This is a genomic window from Pseudoalteromonas sp. SG43-5, from assembly GCF_014164345.1.
Taxonomy (GTDB): domain Bacteria; phylum Pseudomonadota; class Gammaproteobacteria; order Enterobacterales; family Alteromonadaceae; genus Pseudoalteromonas; species Pseudoalteromonas distincta.
On sequence record NZ_JACJFA010000021.1, the window covers coordinates 1 to 17876 of the forward strand.

The 17876-nt window shown below is 40.0% G+C and carries 17 protein-coding genes; 1 reads left to right on the plus strand and 16 read right to left on the minus strand.

Features of this window, described 5'->3' with window-relative positions:
* Nucleotides 1–326 precede the first annotated feature (326 nt).
* A complete protein-coding gene (locus H5161_RS17135) occupies nucleotides 327–2111 on the minus strand; it encodes a choice-of-anchor I family protein (RefSeq protein ID WP_182769743.1) in 1785 nt (594 codons plus the stop codon).
* An 83-nt stretch (nucleotides 2112–2194) separates the two neighbouring features.
* The gene (locus H5161_RS17140; RefSeq protein WP_182696218.1) at nucleotides 2195–3424 is read right to left on the minus strand and encodes an acyltransferase family protein; all 1230 of its coding nucleotides are present in this window, start codon (nucleotides 3422–3424) and stop codon (nucleotides 2195–2197) included.
* Nucleotides 3425–3568: 144 nt separating this feature from the next.
* Here H5161_RS17140 and H5161_RS17145 point away from each other — a divergent pair, with 144 nt between their 5' ends.
* Nucleotides 3569–4411, plus strand: a complete 843-nt coding sequence (locus H5161_RS17145; RefSeq protein ID WP_182769744.1) for a LytTR family DNA-binding domain-containing protein — start codon at nucleotides 3569–3571, stop codon at nucleotides 4409–4411.
* 28 nt (nucleotides 4412–4439) lie between these two features.
* Here H5161_RS17145 and glmU read toward each other — a convergent pair whose 3' ends face one another.
* The 14 genes from glmU to mnmG form a co-directional block, all read right to left on the minus strand.
* On the minus strand, nucleotides 4440–5798 hold the full coding sequence (gene glmU, locus H5161_RS17150; RefSeq protein WP_002962912.1) for a bifunctional UDP-N-acetylglucosamine diphosphorylase/glucosamine-1-phosphate N-acetyltransferase GlmU: 1359 nt from the start codon (nucleotides 5796–5798) through the stop codon (nucleotides 4440–4442).
* A gap of 304 nt (nucleotides 5799–6102) precedes the next feature.
* Nucleotides 6103–6525: a F0F1 ATP synthase subunit epsilon gene (locus H5161_RS17155; protein ID WP_004335277.1), complete on the minus strand. Its 423-nt coding sequence runs from the start codon at nucleotides 6523–6525 to the stop codon at nucleotides 6103–6105.
* Nucleotides 6526–6538: 13 nt separating this feature from the next.
* Nucleotides 6539–7924: a F0F1 ATP synthase subunit beta gene (gene atpD, locus H5161_RS17160; RefSeq protein ID WP_004335274.1), complete on the minus strand. Its 1386-nt coding sequence runs from the start codon at nucleotides 7922–7924 to the stop codon at nucleotides 6539–6541.
* A 33-nt stretch (nucleotides 7925–7957) separates the two neighbouring features.
* Nucleotides 7958–8818 (minus strand): F0F1 ATP synthase subunit gamma, encoded by an 861-nt coding sequence (atpG, locus tag H5161_RS17165; protein ID WP_024597176.1) that lies wholly within the window; start codon nucleotides 8816–8818, stop codon nucleotides 7958–7960.
* 60 nt (nucleotides 8819–8878) lie between these two features.
* The gene (gene atpA, locus H5161_RS17170) at nucleotides 8879–10420 is read right to left on the minus strand and encodes a F0F1 ATP synthase subunit alpha (RefSeq protein ID WP_004335270.1); all 1542 of its coding nucleotides are present in this window, start codon (nucleotides 10418–10420) and stop codon (nucleotides 8879–8881) included.
* 14 nt (nucleotides 10421–10434) lie between these two features.
* Entirely contained in the window at nucleotides 10435–10968 is a 534-nt protein-coding gene (gene atpH / locus H5161_RS17175; protein ID WP_004335267.1) for a F0F1 ATP synthase subunit delta, read from the minus strand.
* Between the two features lie 16 nt (nucleotides 10969–10984).
* Nucleotides 10985–11455, minus strand: a complete 471-nt coding sequence (gene atpF / locus H5161_RS17180) for a F0F1 ATP synthase subunit B (RefSeq protein WP_004335264.1) — start codon at nucleotides 11453–11455, stop codon at nucleotides 10985–10987.
* Nucleotides 11456–11496: 41 nt separating this feature from the next.
* Nucleotides 11497–11739, minus strand: coding sequence for a F0F1 ATP synthase subunit C (atpE, locus tag H5161_RS17185; RefSeq protein ID WP_007585980.1), 243 nt, complete (start codon nucleotides 11737–11739; stop codon nucleotides 11497–11499).
* A gap of 61 nt (nucleotides 11740–11800) precedes the next feature.
* Nucleotides 11801–12658, minus strand: a complete 858-nt coding sequence (atpB, locus tag H5161_RS17190; RefSeq protein ID WP_024597178.1) for a F0F1 ATP synthase subunit A — start codon at nucleotides 12656–12658, stop codon at nucleotides 11801–11803.
* Between the two features lie 14 nt (nucleotides 12659–12672).
* Nucleotides 12673–13053 carry an ATP synthase subunit I gene (locus H5161_RS17195; RefSeq protein ID WP_004335240.1) on the minus strand — a complete coding sequence of 127 codons (381 nt, stop codon included), beginning with the start codon at nucleotides 13051–13053 and terminating at the stop codon, nucleotides 12673–12675.
* A 142-nt stretch (nucleotides 13054–13195) separates the two neighbouring features.
* The gene (locus tag H5161_RS17200; RefSeq protein ID WP_039488567.1) at nucleotides 13196–14122 is read right to left on the minus strand and encodes a ParB/RepB/Spo0J family partition protein; all 927 of its coding nucleotides are present in this window, start codon (nucleotides 14120–14122) and stop codon (nucleotides 13196–13198) included.
* A gap of 20 nt (nucleotides 14123–14142) precedes the next feature.
* Nucleotides 14143–14928, minus strand: coding sequence for a ParA family protein (locus tag H5161_RS17205; RefSeq protein ID WP_004335235.1), 786 nt, complete (start codon nucleotides 14926–14928; stop codon nucleotides 14143–14145).
* A gap of 14 nt (nucleotides 14929–14942) precedes the next feature.
* On the minus strand, nucleotides 14943–15563 hold the full coding sequence (rsmG, locus tag H5161_RS17210) for a 16S rRNA (guanine(527)-N(7))-methyltransferase RsmG (RefSeq protein ID WP_004335232.1): 621 nt from the start codon (nucleotides 15561–15563) through the stop codon (nucleotides 14943–14945).
* 15 nt (nucleotides 15564–15578) lie between these two features.
* Nucleotides 15579–17468: a tRNA uridine-5-carboxymethylaminomethyl(34) synthesis enzyme MnmG gene (mnmG, locus tag H5161_RS17215; RefSeq protein WP_004335230.1), complete on the minus strand. Its 1890-nt coding sequence runs from the start codon at nucleotides 17466–17468 to the stop codon at nucleotides 15579–15581.
* Nucleotides 17469–17876: the final 408 nt, after the last annotated feature.

Sequence of the window (17876 nt, forward strand, 5' to 3'; positions counted from 1 at the left end):
TGTCAACACTTAAATTTAAACTTTCTAAAAAGATTCAATCTAAGTTTTACTTAACACCCTGAGTTGTTCGTGCCTCGCTATGCGTTGCTGTTTCCCGTCTCAGTGGGGTCGCATTATAGGGAGATTCGAGCGGGGGTCAATGTTTTATTTCAGCTTTTTGACAATTAAATGAATTTAGTATGAAAGCTATACAAACAAAGGGCTACAGGATACTTTTAGTTTAAAAAACACGCACAATATAAGTATCTATTGATGAGGTATTAGTAAGGTTTAAACTAAGCTGTATGTTAAACAAACAACACACAGCTTTATTTTAAATTAAAGGTTTATTTAGATGCTATTTCCCATACGGCAATGGAGCCTGATATTTCATTTCCAACGATTAATAGTGGGTTTCCTGTAGCACTTTGCTCAGCTGGAACGAATTCCATTCCTTCAGGCGCTAAATCGCCTGTAATATTAGCGTCTTTAATTAAGCCTCTATTATAGAAGTAGTCTTCAAACTGCACATTATATGGATTGGTAATATCATAAACCATAATCCCACCCATACGCTCGAGCCCTATAAAAGCAAATGTACGATCGTCAATTTTACCAATAGTCAGCGCTTCTGGCTCTGCGCCTTTATCATCTGAACGTGAGTCACCTTTGTTTTCATCTTCATTGTTGTTAAATGCTTCACCATGAACCGATGCAGTAATACGACCTATATCATCGCCTGAATCAAACACCACCAGCCCATTGCTGTCCAAAATGGTAAACGAACGTGCACCATAAGCATAAAGCGATTCGTATTGACCATCATTATTAGTATCGCCTTTTATTGTTGTTACTTTTAAGCGACCAATATCGTTATCGTCGTTATTTAAGTAATCAAAATTAGCTGCAAGCGTTAAGTCTTCAACGCGGCTCTCATCTATATAAGCTAAGCAGCCGTCGTCTTTATCGTAATCAAGTCCCCCCTTTGCTATACAATCTGCTTCATCCGTTGTATCAAAAAAGTATTCTCTTGCGTCACCTTCGTTGGCAGTGACTATAAAGTTAGCGCCTTTCCAACTAAAGCTTGAGATAGCATCGGGCTGGTACATACCATAGAGCCCTGGGTATGATTTAAAATTAACGCCGCCATCTTTATCTGAAGCATCAAGTTGTAAGCTTGACCAATCTTTAAAGCCTAAGCCCTTTAGCTCAAGGCTGTTGTCTTGTAGGTTAACTATTGCAAATGCATTGTTTTCTTGAATAGATACATAAGCGTATTTGTTATCTTTAGAAATGCTAACGTACTCGGGCTCTAAATCCATAGCTACTGTGGTATTTATCAGATTACCGTTAATAGTACGACCATTGGGGTTTGCAAAAACGACCCCTTGCGCTTCTAGTTCGGTTTGTTTGTTGTTATAGGCTTTAAAATCAATATTTATTGCCGTATCGGCTATTACATTATTTGTTATATCGATAATACTAATAGAACCTTCAGGATCTACGCTGTAGTCGCCACTTGGTTCACCTTCGTTAGCAACCACTGCCTTTGCGCCATCATGGGTGAACGTCACCATGTCTGGTAAAAATCCGACTGTAACATTTTTAATAAATACAGGTGAGTCGCCGCTTATATCGTAAAAAGCAATTTGACCTGCATCACCCGTGCTTTTAGCAGCCATTGCGACCGCTAGTAAATTATTATTTTCATCAATAGCAATGCTGTTTGCATCGCCTTGGGTATGCTCGTTTAAAGACAACGTAATAACGGACGTTAAATTTGTGGCGCTGATAACCCCTTCGTTATCTTTAACGAGTGCGGCAGTATCAAAGGTATCGGCGGGTAAAATATTAATAACAGCGTCATCGCCTGAACTGTTAATAGCGTAAATCCATTTTTTAGATGCTTGGTAAGCAACTATTTCAGCGGCACCTTCTGGACTTTGTGCATTTAATACTCCTCTTCCTACGAGGCTAATATTTAATACCGAATTAGCATTTACACCATTTATCCCATTTGCGCCTTGTTCTCCCTGTAATCCTTGAGAGCCGTTTTGGCCATCGTCACCATCAAGTGAGCAACCAGTAAGAACAGATATAAGTGACAGCGCAATAATTGATTTTTTAAACATGTGATTTTCCTTAGTATTGTATTTGCTAAATATCAACACACAGGCATGACAAGATTATGGCAATTTTAATACAGCCCCTTAGCCTAAGTAATTAGCTTATACGCTAGCGGAGTTATTAAAATTAAAGCAGCCGTATAGCCAAGTATTTTTACAGTCGGGGAATAATCTCGTTTAATTGCAACCCCTAGCAAAGGTCTAAGTACATCAATACGTGTAATACCCCATGTAATAACACCGCAAAAAGACCAAGTCCCTGTAATAATGATGAATGGTTCAGCACCAGGCCCTAAACCTAAAGGCTGTAGTAAAAAACACAAAATAATCAAAATGCTTTGATGCAATAAATAAAAGGGAAACACCCATACATTGAGCTGTTTTAAATAGTAAGTATTAAAATTTAAGAATCGGTGAGCGAGCGCAAGTACAAAAAATACACCTACAACACGTTGAATATTGTAGCTAGCGCTTAAAATAAAATGAGGAAGAGTAAACACCTTCTGATAACTTAATATTATAAGTACAAACAAAACCGCAAAACTCAAAGCTAGTAATACTAATTTTTTATTTAAGCAGTTCCAAAAGTAAGTGTTTTTGGCAAGTATGTATCCTGTGAGTAGCAGTATTAAGCCGTTAGTCTCTCTAATTGAATCGCCAGTTAAGTAATGGCTTGTAAATAGTACGGCAATAGTGAGCAAGGTAATTAAAAGCCCAAATGACATATCCCCTTTAACAAAGGTTTTTAAAGGCGTAATAAAAGGCAAGCGTGCAAAAAGAGTTAAAACAATAATGATCAGCATAAATTGCCACAACGAGCGCAAATACCATAAGTGATTTACATCCACATTCGGCCACACTCCAGACTGATAATTAATAAAAAGCGTATTGTTAGTCTCTATAAAAGCTAAATAAAATTGCCAATAGCTAATATCAATAACACCTTGCTGTGACATTTCTGCAAACAGCTGTAAAGGAACTATTAACCATAACCCCACCAGCAAGGGTAACAGTAAAAAAATAGAGCGGTATAAGGTGAAATGTAACCAAGACTTAAAGCTGCGTACTTTATCAATCATAAAACGCAGTGCTACGCCCGATATAAACCAAATGAGCAACATGCGCCAAGGTGAAAACACCAACATTAAATATTCAACATACTGTGATGTATAATTACTTTTAAAATGAAATCCCCAGTTTTCACTATACAACATGCCAATGTGATAAAAAATTAGCGACGCAAATGCGATTATCCTAAGCCAATCAAGATAATATTTACGCGAATTAACTAATGAAGGTTGTTGTACTTGAGTGCTCATGCTTTTACTACTTTATGTATGTTATGCGTTATTCATACCTAAAGCTCTCGCTAAAACTATCTATAAGTGCTTATATTACAAGCAATAGTGATAAAAGGTGGTATACAGGGATAAGCGTGCCACGTCAGCAATAAGCATATATTTATGAACCTACAGCACTTTCAACGTTTTCAAAGCATTTACGCATCAGTATTACTGTGTGCTTACGTATTAATTAATAATACAGTAAACGCTACAACCCAAATAATGGAAGCCCAAAGAGAAGGAGCTTTAACTTTTTTAATGTGGGAGCCATTTATTTGGGAGTATTCAAGTGCCTTGAGTACTTTGCTTATATTCCCTATTTTAATTTGGTTTTTAAGACACTTATCTTTTAATTGGCAAAATATTACGGCCTCATTAGGTATGTACTTTGCTGCCTCTATTATATTTAGCGTGTTACACGTTGGTATTATGGTAGGGGTTCGTAAATTCATATATTTGTTGAATGATGGGTCTTACAACTTTGGACTTAGCTGGTTTGAGCTTATTTATGAATACCAGAAAGACGCTATAAGCTTTGTGTTTTTCATCGTACTTATCAAAGTATATCAATATGTGGTGCAGCAGTTACTAGGTGAAGCCTCTTCAATTGAAGAAAGTGAGCAGCAAACAACATCGACCATAAACCGCCTATTAGTTAAAAAGCTCGGAAAAGAATTCATTATAAAAATAGAGGATGTTGATTGGCTTGAATCGTCGGGTAATTATGTAAACCTACATATAGGCTCACGTATATATCCGTTAAGGGCAACGCTTACAGCATTAAGTAAACAACTTGAAGTGCAGGGGTTTTGTAGAATTCACCGCAACCATGGCGTAAAACTCGATAAAGTGGAGTCTATTACACCACTATCCAGTGGCGACAGTGAAATAAAATTAACTACAGGTAAAGTACTAAACCTATCTAGACGCTATAAAGAGCAATTTAAACTTCAACTAAAATAAAAAAGGCTACCTAAGTAGCCTCTAATTGTTATTTTTTAACTGGGCGTTTCCAACCCGTTAAATTACGCTGTTTAGAGCGTGCTATTGCTAATTGGTCATCTTCAACGGTACTGGTGATCACAGAGCCTGCACCAATTGTTGCAGTTGCGCCTATATTTACTGGGGCAACGAGTGATGAATTAGAGCCAATAAAAGCATTATCGCCAATAATAGTTTTTGATTTATTAACACCATCGTAGTTGCAGGTAATAGTGCCAGCGCCAATATTCACTTTTTCGCCAATTTCAGCATCACCTAAATAACTTAAGTGGTTGGCTTTTGAGCCTTTGCCTAAACGGGTTTTTTTCATCTCAACAAAGTTACCAATGTGTGAGTCTTCTTCCATAACAGCGCCAGGGCGAAGGCGAGCATAAGGGCCCAGCGTACATTTAGCAGCTACGCTTGCATCTTCAATTAGGGTATTAGCCTTTATTACCACGTTATCGCCTATGGTACAGTTTTTAAGTACACAGTTAGGGCCAATTTGTACATTGTTACCAAGGGTCACATTACCTTCAAAGATAACGTTTATATCAACTAATACGTCTTCGCCTGTTTTAACATTGCCACGCACATCTATACGGGCAGGGTCGGCCAGGGTAGCGCCATTTAACATTAACTCTTCTGCTTGCCATGCTTGGTAAGCGCGCTCTAAGCCTGCAAGTTGTACGCGGTTATTTGCGCCTTCAACTTCCATTGCATGATCTGGTTGCGCTGAAGTGATCTCTACGCCTTCACTGTGAGCCATTGCAACGATATCTGTTAAGTAGTACTCGCCTTGTGCATTATTGTTAGATAAGTTACCTAACCATGTTTTTAATAGCTTACCGTTAACAGCCATAATGCCTGTATTTACTTCGTTAATAAGTAACTGCTCTGAGCTTGCATCTTTTTGCTCAACAATACCGACTAACTTACCACCAACACGAAGCATGCGACCATAGCCATTTGGGTTTACCAAATTTACCGTTAATACCGCTAAACCATTTTTAGGTGTTGCAGCTAATAAACGCTCTAGAGTTGATTGTTTTGTTAGCGGTACATCGCCGTATAAAATCAATACAGTGTCTTCATCGTTAATATGAGAGTTGGCTTGCGCTACTGCGTGGCCAGTACCGAGTTGTTCTGCTTGAAGTACCCAATTTACATCGTTATCGGCAAGTTGTTGTTGTAATAGATCGCCGCCGTGTCCGTAAACTAAGTTTGTAGTCGTTGCACCTAATGCCATCGCATTATCAATAACGTGCTGTACCATTGGTTTACCTGCAACATTGTGCAAAACTTTAGGTAGAGCAGAGCGCATACGAGTACCTTTACCCGCAGCAAGAATAACAGTTGTTAGAGCCATTAAAACAATTTCCTTTTTCCGTTGTTTTAGCTAAATAAGTATTATGTTTGTGCAGAAGATTACGTAAATCACTTCTTGTGCAGATACTCAGTAGGTTAGTTTATTCGTACTGAATCTTGACTGAAAAACACACTTAATTGGATGACGTTATTGTAGCGAGGATTGGTGAAGGATATAAGTGATAAAGCACAGATAATAGTCTGATAGACCTGTTATTTAACAATTATAAATAAGCGATACACCATGTTTAAATTACAGACACAAAAAAGCCCACATAAAGTGGGCTTTTCAAAACCGGATAGGCTTACTTGTGACGTAATTGCTGAATTACGCGTAACTGAGCAACTGCTTCTGCCAGTCGCGTAGCCGCTTGTTGATAATCAAACTCAACAGCTGACGAATTCGCCATATGTTCTTCAGCTTCACGTTTAGCTTTTTGTACAGAATCTTCATCTAAATCTTCACCACGAACCGCAGTATCTGCAAGAATCGTGATGTGATTTGGTTGAACTTCTAATGTACCGCCAGCAACATATAACACATCTTCGTGACCATATTGCTTAACTAAACGTACCATACCAGGTTTAAGGGCAGTTAGTAGTGGAGCATGACCTAGGTTTACACCCAGCTCGCCTTCACTACCAGATACTTGAATCGATTCAACAAGACCAGAGAACAAGCTCTGCTCTGCGCTTACTACGTCAAGATGTACAGTCATAGCTGTCATACTACCCTCCTAGTTACATGCCTTTGGCTTTTTCTTGAGCTTCTTCGATAGAGCCAACCATGTAAAACGCTTGCTCTGGAAGCTCATCAAACTCGCCGTTTAAAATGCCTTTGAAGCCAGCAATTGTATCTTTCAGTGATACGTATTTACCTGACGCGCCTGTAAACACCTCTGCCACGAAGAATGGCTGAGATAGGAAACGTTGGATTTTACGTGCACGAGATACAAGTTGCTTATCTTCGTCAGAAAGCTCGTCCATACCTAGGATTGCAATGATGTCTTTAAGTTCTTTGTAACGCTGAAGAACTGTTTGAACGCCACGTGCTGTATCGTAGTGCTCTTGACCAATTACTTGTGGGTCAAGTTGACGCGAAGATGAATCAAGTGGATCTACCGCTGGGTAGATACCAAGTGATGCGATATCACGTGAAAGTACTACTGTTGCGTCTAAGTGAGCAAAGGTAGTTGCTGGAGATGGATCCGTTAAATCATCCGCTGGTACGTATACCGCTTGGATTGATGTAATTGAACCAGTCTTAGTTGAAGCGATACGCTCTTGAAGCACACCCATTTCTTCAGCAAGTGTAGGCTGGTAACCTACCGCTGACGGCATACGACCAAGAAGTGCAGATACTTCAGTACCAGCAAGTGTATAACGGTAGATATTATCTACGAAGAAAAGTACATCGCGACCTTCATCACGGAACTTTTCAGCCATAGTAAGGCCTGTTAACGCTACGCGTAAACGGTTACCTGGAGGCTCGTTCATCTGACCGTATACAAGCGATACTTTATCAAGTACGTTTGAATCGTTCATCTCATGGTAGAAATCGTTACCCTCACGTGTACGCTCACCAACACCTGCGAATACTGAGTAGCCGCTGTGCTCGATTGCGATGTTACGGATAAGTTCCATCATGTTTACAGTTTTACCAACACCGGCACCACCGAATAAACCAACTTTACCACCTTTAGCAAACGGACATACAAGGTCGATAACCTTGATACCAGTTTCTAAAAGCTCAACTGAACTTGATTGCTCTTCGTATGAAGGCGCTGCACGGTGAATAGACATACGGTCTTCTTCGCCGATTGGACCCGCTTCATCGATTGGCTCACCAAGTACGTTCATGATACGACCAAGTGTTGCTTTACCAACTGGAACTTGAATCGATTCACCTGTATTCATAACTAAAGCACTACGACGTAAACCATCAGTAGTACCCATAGCGATAGTACGCACTACACCGCCACCTAGCTGTTGTTGAACTTCTAAAGTCAAACCAGCTAAATCGCCATCTGTTACTCTTAGTGCGTGGTATACCGCTGGCACGCTATCTTGTGGAAATTCAATATCCACAACGGCGCCGATAATTTGGACGACCTTACCTAAACTCATGTCTATTCCTCTCGTTAATCTTTACCCGAAGCATTAAACTGCTGCTGAGCCAGAACAAATCTCACTAATTTCTTGTGTGATTGCTGCTTGGCGAGCCTTGTTATAAACAAGCTGTAGCTCGTCCATAAGGTCACCTGCGTTATCAGTTGCAGCTTTCATTGCAACCATACGAGCAGCCTGTTCTGAAGCAGCATTTTCTACCACACCTTGGTATGCTTGAGACTCAATAAAGCGTACTAACAAAGACTCTAAAATAGCCTCTGGGTTTGGCTCGTATAAGTAATCCCATGTGTGAGCAGATACTTCTTCTTCAGCTTTTGGCAAAGGGAGTAACTGATCTATAATTGGCTCTTGCTTCATGGTATTAACGAATTTGTTATATACCAAGAATAAACGGTCTATTTTGCCTTCAGAAAATGCATCAAGCATAATTTTTACAGGACCAATAACGTCTTGTACTGAAGGTTTATCTCCTAGGCCCGCTTTTTTAGCGAGTAGTTGACCACCAAAACGTTGAAAGAAGCCTGCTGCCTTACTACCTAAAGTAGCAAATTCAGCATCAACACCTTTCTCTTTCCACGCTTTAACATCAAGTGCAACTTTCTTAAACTCGTTTGAGTTTAGACCGCCACACAGACCACGGTCTGTAGAGATAACAATATAACCAACTCGTTTCACTTCACGTTCTTTTAAGAACGGGTGAGTAAAATCAAGATTTGCTTGAGCAACACGACCAATTACTTCACGTAATTTATTAGCGTATGGACGGCTTGAAGCAACGCGTTCTTGCGCCCTTTTCATTTTAGACGCAGCAACCATTTCCATTGCGCTAGTGATCTTTTGAGTATTTTTAATACTCCCGATCTTGCTTTTAATCTCTTTTCCGCTGGCCATGACTCTCTCTCCGAATCAAGGTGTGCTTTAGTTTCCTAAAGCGCACCATTAATAACTAAATTACCAAGTTTGCGTAGACTTGAACTTCGTAAGAAGTTCTTTAAGCTGCGCTTCGATCTCGGCATTCAAGTTACCAGTTTCATTGATTTGAGCCACAAGCTCTGCGTATGTGCTAGTTGCATACGAAAGTAAAGCTGCTTCAAAGTCACCGATTTTCGCGATTTCGATGTCTTGAAGGAAGCCTTTTTCAGCAGCAAATAACGACAAAGACATTTCAGCAACAGACATTGGCGCGTACTGTTTCTGCTTCATTAGCTCTGTTACACGCTCACCATGCTCAAGTTGAGCACGAGTTGCATCATCAAGGTCAGACGCGAACTGCGAGAACGCAGCTAATTCACGGTACTGAGCTAGGGCTAGACGAATACCGCCACCTAGTTTCTTAACGATTTTAGTTTGTGCAGCACCACCAACACGCGATACCGAGATACCAGCATTTACTGCCGGACGGATACCTGAGTTGAATAAGTCAGTTTCTAAGAAGATCTGACCATCGGTGATAGAGATAACGTTAGTCGGTACGAACGCAGAAACGTCGCCGCCTTGAGTTTCAATGATTGGCAATGCCGTCAATGAACCAGTTTTACCTTTCACTTCACCATTAGTGAACTTTTCAACGTAATCTGCGTTTACACGCGATGCACGCTCTAAAAGACGAGAGTGAAGGTAGAATACGTCACCTGGGTATGCTTCACGGCCTGGTGGACGCTTAAGTAGTAATGAAATTTGACGGTAAGCAACTGCTTGCTTAGACAAATCATCATATACGATTAATGCGTTTTCACCACGGTCACGGAAGTATTCACCCATAGTACAGCCCGCGAACGGTGCTAAGTACTGAAGTGCCGCAGATTCAGAAGCAGATGCAACAACTACGATAGTATTTGCTAGTGCACCATGCTCTTCTAATTTACGAACTACGTTTGCAATAGTAGATGCTTTTTGACCAATCGCAACGTACACACACTTAACGCCTGTGTCTTTTTGATTGATGATTGCATCGATTGCTAGTGCAGTTTTACCTGTTTGACGGTCACCGATGATAAGTTCACGTTGACCACGACCAACTGGAATCATCGCATCGATAGATTTATAACCAGTTTGAACTGGCTCATCTACTGATTTACGCTCGATTACACCTGGTGCAATTTTTTCTACAGGTTCAAACCCGTCGTTATCTAAAGCGCCTTTACCATCGATTGGAGCACCTAGTGTGTTTACAACACGACCAAGTAGACCAGGACCAACAGGAACTTCTAAAATACGACCAGTTGTATATACTTTTACGCCTTCAGTAAGGTCAGCGTACGGACCCATTACTACTGCACCAATTGAGTCGCGCTCAAGGTTTAGTGCGATAGCATAACGGCTGCCAGGAAGCTCAATCATTTCACCTTGCATACAGTCAGCAAGACCGTGGATGCGGATGATACCGTCAGTAACAGATACAATAGTACCTTCGTTACGAGCTTCACTTACAACTTCGAACTTCTCAATACGTTGTTTGATCAGATCTGAAATTTCAGTGGAATTAAGTTGCATGCTCTTTTTCCCAATTACGATTGTAGTGTTGTAGCTAAGCGGCTTAATTTACCGCGAATAGTACCGTCGATTACAGTGTCGCCAGACCTAATAATAAGTCCACCAACCACTGACGCGTCTTCACTACAATTCAGCTTAACTTTGCGTGCGAAACGTTTTTCAAGTGCCGCTACCAATGACTCTTGTTGCGCAGCAACAAGAGGAGTTGCAGAAATCACATCTACTTCGATTTCTTTATCGTATTCTGCTTTAAATTCAGCAAATAACTCAGCAACGTCAGGTAGAGCTGTCAAACGTCCATTTTCAGCCATCACCTTAACTAGGTTCTGACCTTGTTCGTTGAGCTGCTCAGCACAAAGTTGAATAAATAATTCAGCTTGTGCAGTAGCTGTAGGCATACCTGCTAAAGCAGATGATGCTTGTTCATTGCTGGCTACGTGGCCTGCAAAGAACAACATATCATTCCAGCTTTCTAGAGTGCCTTTCTCAACGGCAAGTTCAAAAGCCGCTTTAGCGTATGGGCGAGCGATAGTAGTCAAATTAGACATGCTCATACCCTCCTAATTACAGCTCAGCGACAAGTTTTTCAACGATGTCACTATGTGCGGCTTGATTAATTTCACGCTCTAAAATACGTTCTGCACCAATCACTGCCAGAGTTGCTACTTGCTTACGTAGCTCTTCTGTTATGCGATTACGTTCAGACTCAACTTCAGAGTGCCCTTGAGCAATGATACTTTCACGCTCTTGCTGACCACGAAGTGTTTCTTCGTCAACAATTAGCACTGCACGCTTTTTAGCTTGATCAATGATATCAGCCGCTTGAGCTTTTGCATCTTTAAGCTGTTCAGCAGCTTTCTTTTGCGCAAGTTCTAAGTCTTTTTCGGCTCTATCAGAGGCAGCTAAACCATCTTCGATTTTTTTCTGGCGAGCTTCAATTGCACCGTTCAATGGTGGCCATACGTATTTCATACAAAATAATACGAACACCGTAAACGCAATCAATTCACCGATAAGAGTGGCGTTTAAATTCACAACCGCTCCTCCTTAAATAGTAAGCTGTTCAAAAAATAAAATTAAAGTACGAACAACAATACCATAGCGATACCAACACCAATCATTGCTACAGCATCGATTAGACCAGCAAGAATAAACATCTTAACTTGTAGCGAAGGTGCAAGCTCAGGTTGACGCGCACATGCTTCAAGGAATTTACCGCCCATGTTACCAAAACCGATTGCTGTGCCGATTGCACCAAAACCGATTAGTAAAGCTACTGCGATGTATTTTAAGCCTGTTAATAATTCTAAAGCTTCCATTTATTTCTCCAAAGTTTCAATTGTAAAGTTAAAAGTAAAAGTAAAATTGTAAATCTAAAAATTAGTGATTATCTGAACTTGCCATGCTTAGGTATACAATCGTAAGCATCATAAATACGAATGCTTGCAATACAATTACTAAGATGTGGAATACAGCCCAAACAAAATGCAATGGTAATTGCATAAATCCGATAGCGCCGATCAAGATGAAAATCAATTCACCTGCATATAAGTTACCAAACAGACGTAGCGCTAATGAAAACGGTTTAGAAACCAGCGCAATCAGTTCAAGTAATAAGTTAAACGGGATTAAAAGGATTTGTAGTGCAGTATTATTTGAACTAAACGGGTGAAGTGTTAGTTCTTTAATAAAACCACCGATTCCTTTTATTTTAATTGAGTAGCCTATCATTAAAATAAATACACCCAGCGCTAGCGCTGCAGTCATATTAATGTCAGTCGTTGGTACAATTTTCATGTACACATCGTGTGAATCCATACCAAACGCAGTCTCACCAACAAAACCAGCTAATGCAGGTAAAAAGTCAACCGGTATTAAATCCATTAAGTTCATTAAAAATATCCAAACGAATATTGTTAATGCTAATGGTGCAATAAGCTTGCTTTTACCATGGAAAGTATCACGTACGTTGTCACCAACAAACTCTACTACCATTTCAATGAAACATTGAAATTTTCCAGGTACACCTAGTGTTGATTTTTTAGCGGCACTACGAAAGATCCATAAAAATATAAGACCTAAACCGATAGACCATGCGAGGGTATCTATATGCCATGTCCAGAAACCACTATCCGTACATGCTTTATTGAAGGCGAGACCTGTATCGGTCGAACACATCTTAGCATTGGTCAAATGGTGCTGGATATGGCCAGATAGAGTAACTTCTTCTGCTGCCATGTTATATCCCAAAGTTAATGTTTAAAAAAAACGGGTGCGAACAATCCAGTAAAGAGCGCCAGTATATAAGTACTAAAAAAGGGTAATAAAATTACCGGAAAATGCTTCAGTACTAGCGCAAACAATACAATTGTTAGCATAAATTTTAATCCGTTGCCGCGTTTCAACGAGGCATACGCTTGATTTGCTCGACTTGCACCCATATGTCTGAATGCATAAAGACCAAATACAAAGTGCGGAAGTACTGCGACAACTCCACCAGCGAGTGATGAAAGCGCGGCATTGACTCCCGAACTAAAACAAATAATTACAGCAGCAACTAATGCTACAACACCCTGAAGGCAAATTAACTTTAATACGGCAAGTCGATATGGACTCGCTAACTTATCAGTCACGTTTAGTTAACCTTTATTGCGTTCTAATTGTTAGGGTGTGAAAACTGGCGAAATTATACTTAATCCTGCCAGTTTTGCAACTTGAGTAGACGCTTTGTAACACGAAATAGCTACAAATGTCCCTTTTTAGACATGTAGAAAACTAATGGTGGGTATTGTCTTGATTAATGCGATTTAAAATGCCGTCAAGTTCGTCCAAATTAGTATAAGAAATAACAAGCTTACCTTTGCCTTTTTTGTTGTAATTTATTTCTACTTTGGCACCTAGGTTTTCAGCGAGTTGTTGCTCTAACTGTTTAACATCTGGATCTTTTTCAGCTATTTCTTTAGCTGGCACGGGTTCTAAAATTGAACGAACTAACTTCTCGGTTTCACGAACGGTTAGTGCTTTAGCAACAGCTAAACGAGCAGCATCTGATTGTGCTTCTCCCTCAAGGGCTAATAAACAACGAGCGTGCCCCATTTCAATGTCGCCATGTTCTAACAGAATTTTTACATCACTGTTTAAATTATTTAAACGAAGTAAGTTAGTTACTGTAGTGCGTGATTTGCCAACCGCATCAGCAACTTGTTGATGTGTTAGTTCAAACTCATTGAGTAAGCGATTTAACGCAACCGCTTCTTCCATGGCATTTAAGTCTTCACGTTGAATATTTTCTATTAGCGCAATAGCTACTGCAGCTTCATCTGGTACGTCTTTAATAATACAAGGTACTGTTTCAAGCTTAGCTATTTGCGCTGCACGCCAACGACGCTCACCGGCGATAATTTCAAAACTATTTTGTGCAATAGGGCGCACGACTATAGGTTGAATAATACCTTGTGAGCGAATAGAACTAGCAAGCTCTTCTAGTGCCTCTTCGGACATGTCTTTACGAGGTTGATATTTACCAGAGTGTAAAAACTCGATTGGGAGTTTTTGTAATTCACTGTTATTTGGCCCAGCCGCATTTTTTACAGCTTCAGTCACGTTTGATGTGTCTTGTTCCTTGCTTGCGCTCGGTGTAGGCTTTGACGAACTTAAAAGTGCATCGAGTCCTCGGCCTAAACCTCGTTTTTTAGCAGACATGTTATTTTTTTACCTCAAAGTTAGGCGACAACGGACGCTGTTTTTTCTTTTCTACGTAACATTTCACCAGCGAGTGCTAAATATGCTTTAGCGCCACTTGATGCCCGGTCATAATACATAGCAGGTGTACCAAAACTAGGTGCCTCTGCTAAACGAACATTACGCGGGATCACCGTACGGTATACTTTGTCGCCAAAATGTTGTTTTAATTGTTCTGATACGTCATTCGCTAAACGGTTACGCGGATCGTACATAGTACGAAGTATGCCTTCAATTTGTAAGCTAGGGTTTACTAACTTAGCAAGCTGCGTAATCGTATCCATTAATGCGGTTAACCCTTCAAGTGCATAATACTCACACTGCATTGGCACTAAAATAGAATCAGCTGCGGCCATTGCGTTAACAGTTAACATATTTAAAGAGGGTGGACAGTCGATAAAAATAAATTCGTACTGATCCTGAATTTTTTCAAGTGCGTTACGTAAGCGCACTTCACGGGCAAATAATTCCATAAGTTTAACTTCTGCAGCGGTTACATCACCATTTGCAGCAATCATATGGTACTCGCCAGACGTTTCTTTGATAATAACGTCTTCTATAGGTTTATCTTCAATGAGTAAGTCGTAAATAGTTGGTACGTCGCCGTACTTATCTACGCCACTTCCCATAGTCGCATTGCCTTGCGGATCGAGATCAATTAACAGCACTTTACGTTTCGTTGCAGCCATAGACGCAGCGAGGTTTACAGCGGTTGTAGTTTTACCCACTCCACCTTTTTGATTTGCTAATGCGATGACTTTTGCCACGGTGTCTCTGATCCCTAGTCTTTAGAAAGAATAATTAAATGTCGTTGTGCATCTAACTTAGGTACTTCTAATGCAATTTTTTGCTCAAACTTAACGCCAGTAGGTAATGACTCTAGCTCTTCACTAGGGAACACACCTTTAAGCGCTATAAATTTACCCGAATGATCAATTAAGTGCGAACACCAGTCAACCATATCTTGTAATGAAGCAAATGCACGACTGAGTACGCCATCTAATTTAACACTTGGCTGATATTCTTCAACTCTTGACTGAACAGGTGTTACGTTATCAAGGCCAAGCTCATGTTTAACATGCATTAAAAAGCGAACGCGTTTACCTAGACTATCTAGTAACACAAATTGTGTGTTAGGTAATGCAATCGCTAATACAATGCCTGGAAGGCCAGGCCCTGTGCCAACATCAATATAATGATGACCGGGTAAGTGAGGTGCAACAACTAAACTATCCATAATATGCTTAATCATCATTTCTTCAGGTAAGCGTACCGAAGTTAAATTATAAGCTTTATTCCACTTATCTAATAACTCGACGTAACGAACTAGCTGTTGCTGTTGTTTTTCCGTTAGCGCAATATCAGTTTGCGCTAACAATGTAGTTAATTGTTGCTGTAACACTATGTACCCTTATCGTTACGCAGATTTGCGTAATAAGCCTTGCTTCTTCAGATACACTAATAATAGCGAAATCGCCGCTGGGGTGATACCAGAAATACGCGATGCTTGGCCAATAGTGTCTGGACGTGACTCAATAAGCTTAGCAACAACCTCATTTGATAAACCTGATACAGTTTTGTAATCAAACTCTTTTGGTAAAATTGTTTGCTCATGACGAAGCTGCTTATTGATCTCATCTTGTTGACGCGCAATATAGCCTGCGTACTTAGTATGGATCTCAACTTGTTCAAGTGCTGCTACGTTTGTAAATTCAGATCCTAAACCGTCAATAGCCATAAGATCGTTATAACGAATCTCTGGACGACGAAGTAATTCTTCTAAACTTGCTTCACGAGTTAATGGTGTTTTTAGTAATGCATTTACTTGATCAACAACAACGTGATCTTTATGAATCCACGTATCTTTAATGCGTTGCTTCTCTTTTTCGATTACTTCCATTTTTTCGTTAAATGCCTGCCAACGTTCGTCATTAACTAAACCCAGCTCACGGCCTTTTTCAGTTAAGCGAATATCTGCATTATCTTCACGAAGTAGTAAACGGTATTCGGCACGGCTAGTAAACATGCGGTACGGTTCTTTCGTACCCAGTGTTGCTAAGTCGTCGATTAATACACCCACGTAAGCTTCATCGCGACGTGGCGTCCAAGAATCTTTACCTTGCACTTTTAACGCAGCATTCATACCTGCGATTAAGCCTTGTGCACCCGCTTCTTCATAACCGGTAGTGCCGTTAATTTGACCCGCGAAAAATAAGCCTTCGATAAATTTTGTTTCTAAAGACTGTTTTAAGTCGCGTGGATCAAAGTAGTCATATTCTATTGCATAGCCTGGTCGACAAATATGTGCATTTTCAAAACCAGAAATAGATTGTACAATCTCAAGTTGTACATCAAACGGTAAACTAGTAGAAATACCATTTGGATATAATTCGTATGATGTTAAGCCTTCAGGTTCAACAAATATTTGGTGCTTATCTTTATCCGCAAAACGTACAATTTTATCTTCAATTGATGGGCAGTAGCGTGGACCAATACCTTCAATAACACCTGAGTACATAGGTGAGCGATGTAGGTTTTTACGAATAACATCATGTGTTTTTTCGTTGGTGTAAGTGATGTAACACGGTATTTGTTGTGGGTGATCTGATTGTTTACCCATAAATGAAAATACAGGTGTTGGCATATCACCAGGCTGTGCTTCCATTTTTGTAAAATCAACAGTACGTGCATCAATACGTGGCGGAGTACCTGTTTTTAAACGATCCACTCTAAAAGGGTGTTCGCGTAAACGTTCAGCCAATGCAATTGATGGTGGATCACCAGCACGACCGCCTTTGTAATTTTCTAAACCAATGTGTATTTGGCCACCTAAAAAAGTACCCACGGTTAAAACAACACTTGGAGCACTAAAACGTAAACCCATTTGAGTTACTACGCCAGTAACACGATCGTTTTCAACAATAAGATCATCACATGATTGTTGAAAAATCTTAAGGTTATCTTGATTTTGTAATGTTGTTTGAATAGCTGCTTTGTACAAAGCGCGATCTGCTTGTGCTCGAGTTGCACGAACAGCAGGTCCTTTTGAAGAGTTTAGTGTGCGAAATTGGATCCCGCCTTTGTCAATGGCCTGTGCCATTGCACCGCCAAGCGCATCAATTTCTTTTACCAAATGACCTTTGCCAATCCCACCAATCGCTGGGTTACAAGACATTTGACCAAGGGTATCCATATTGTGAGTCAGTAGCAGGGTATTCATCCCCATACGGGCAGCTGCTAATGCGGCTTCAGTGCCAGCATGTCCACCACCTACTACGATAACGTCAAAATTTTCGTGAAAAATCATTAATGGGATCCTACTTAAATCAAACCGGTAAACTTCAAAAGGGAGCGTATTCTACCTAGAAATTGGCAGAAGATAAATGATTAAACAAAGAGCAAGATCTAAGTATGTGATCTCTAATAATATAAAGGATCTTTTAAAGAGATCTTTTATTACTATAACTACTACTGATCAGCTTTTCTGTTGATAAGGTTTAGATCTTCATTTAAAACATGAAATTAGATCAGATTTAAAGGTGTTAATATGATCGGATCATCCAGCAGATAAGCTCTGATCAAAAAGGCTCCTTATGCACAGGGCTGAATCAGTTGGATCTTATCCCATGGATAAGCATGCTTTAAAAAGCAGTTTATTCAATCTTTATCCACAAAATCTATTAAATTATTAGTAAATTGTGGGTAACTTTATATA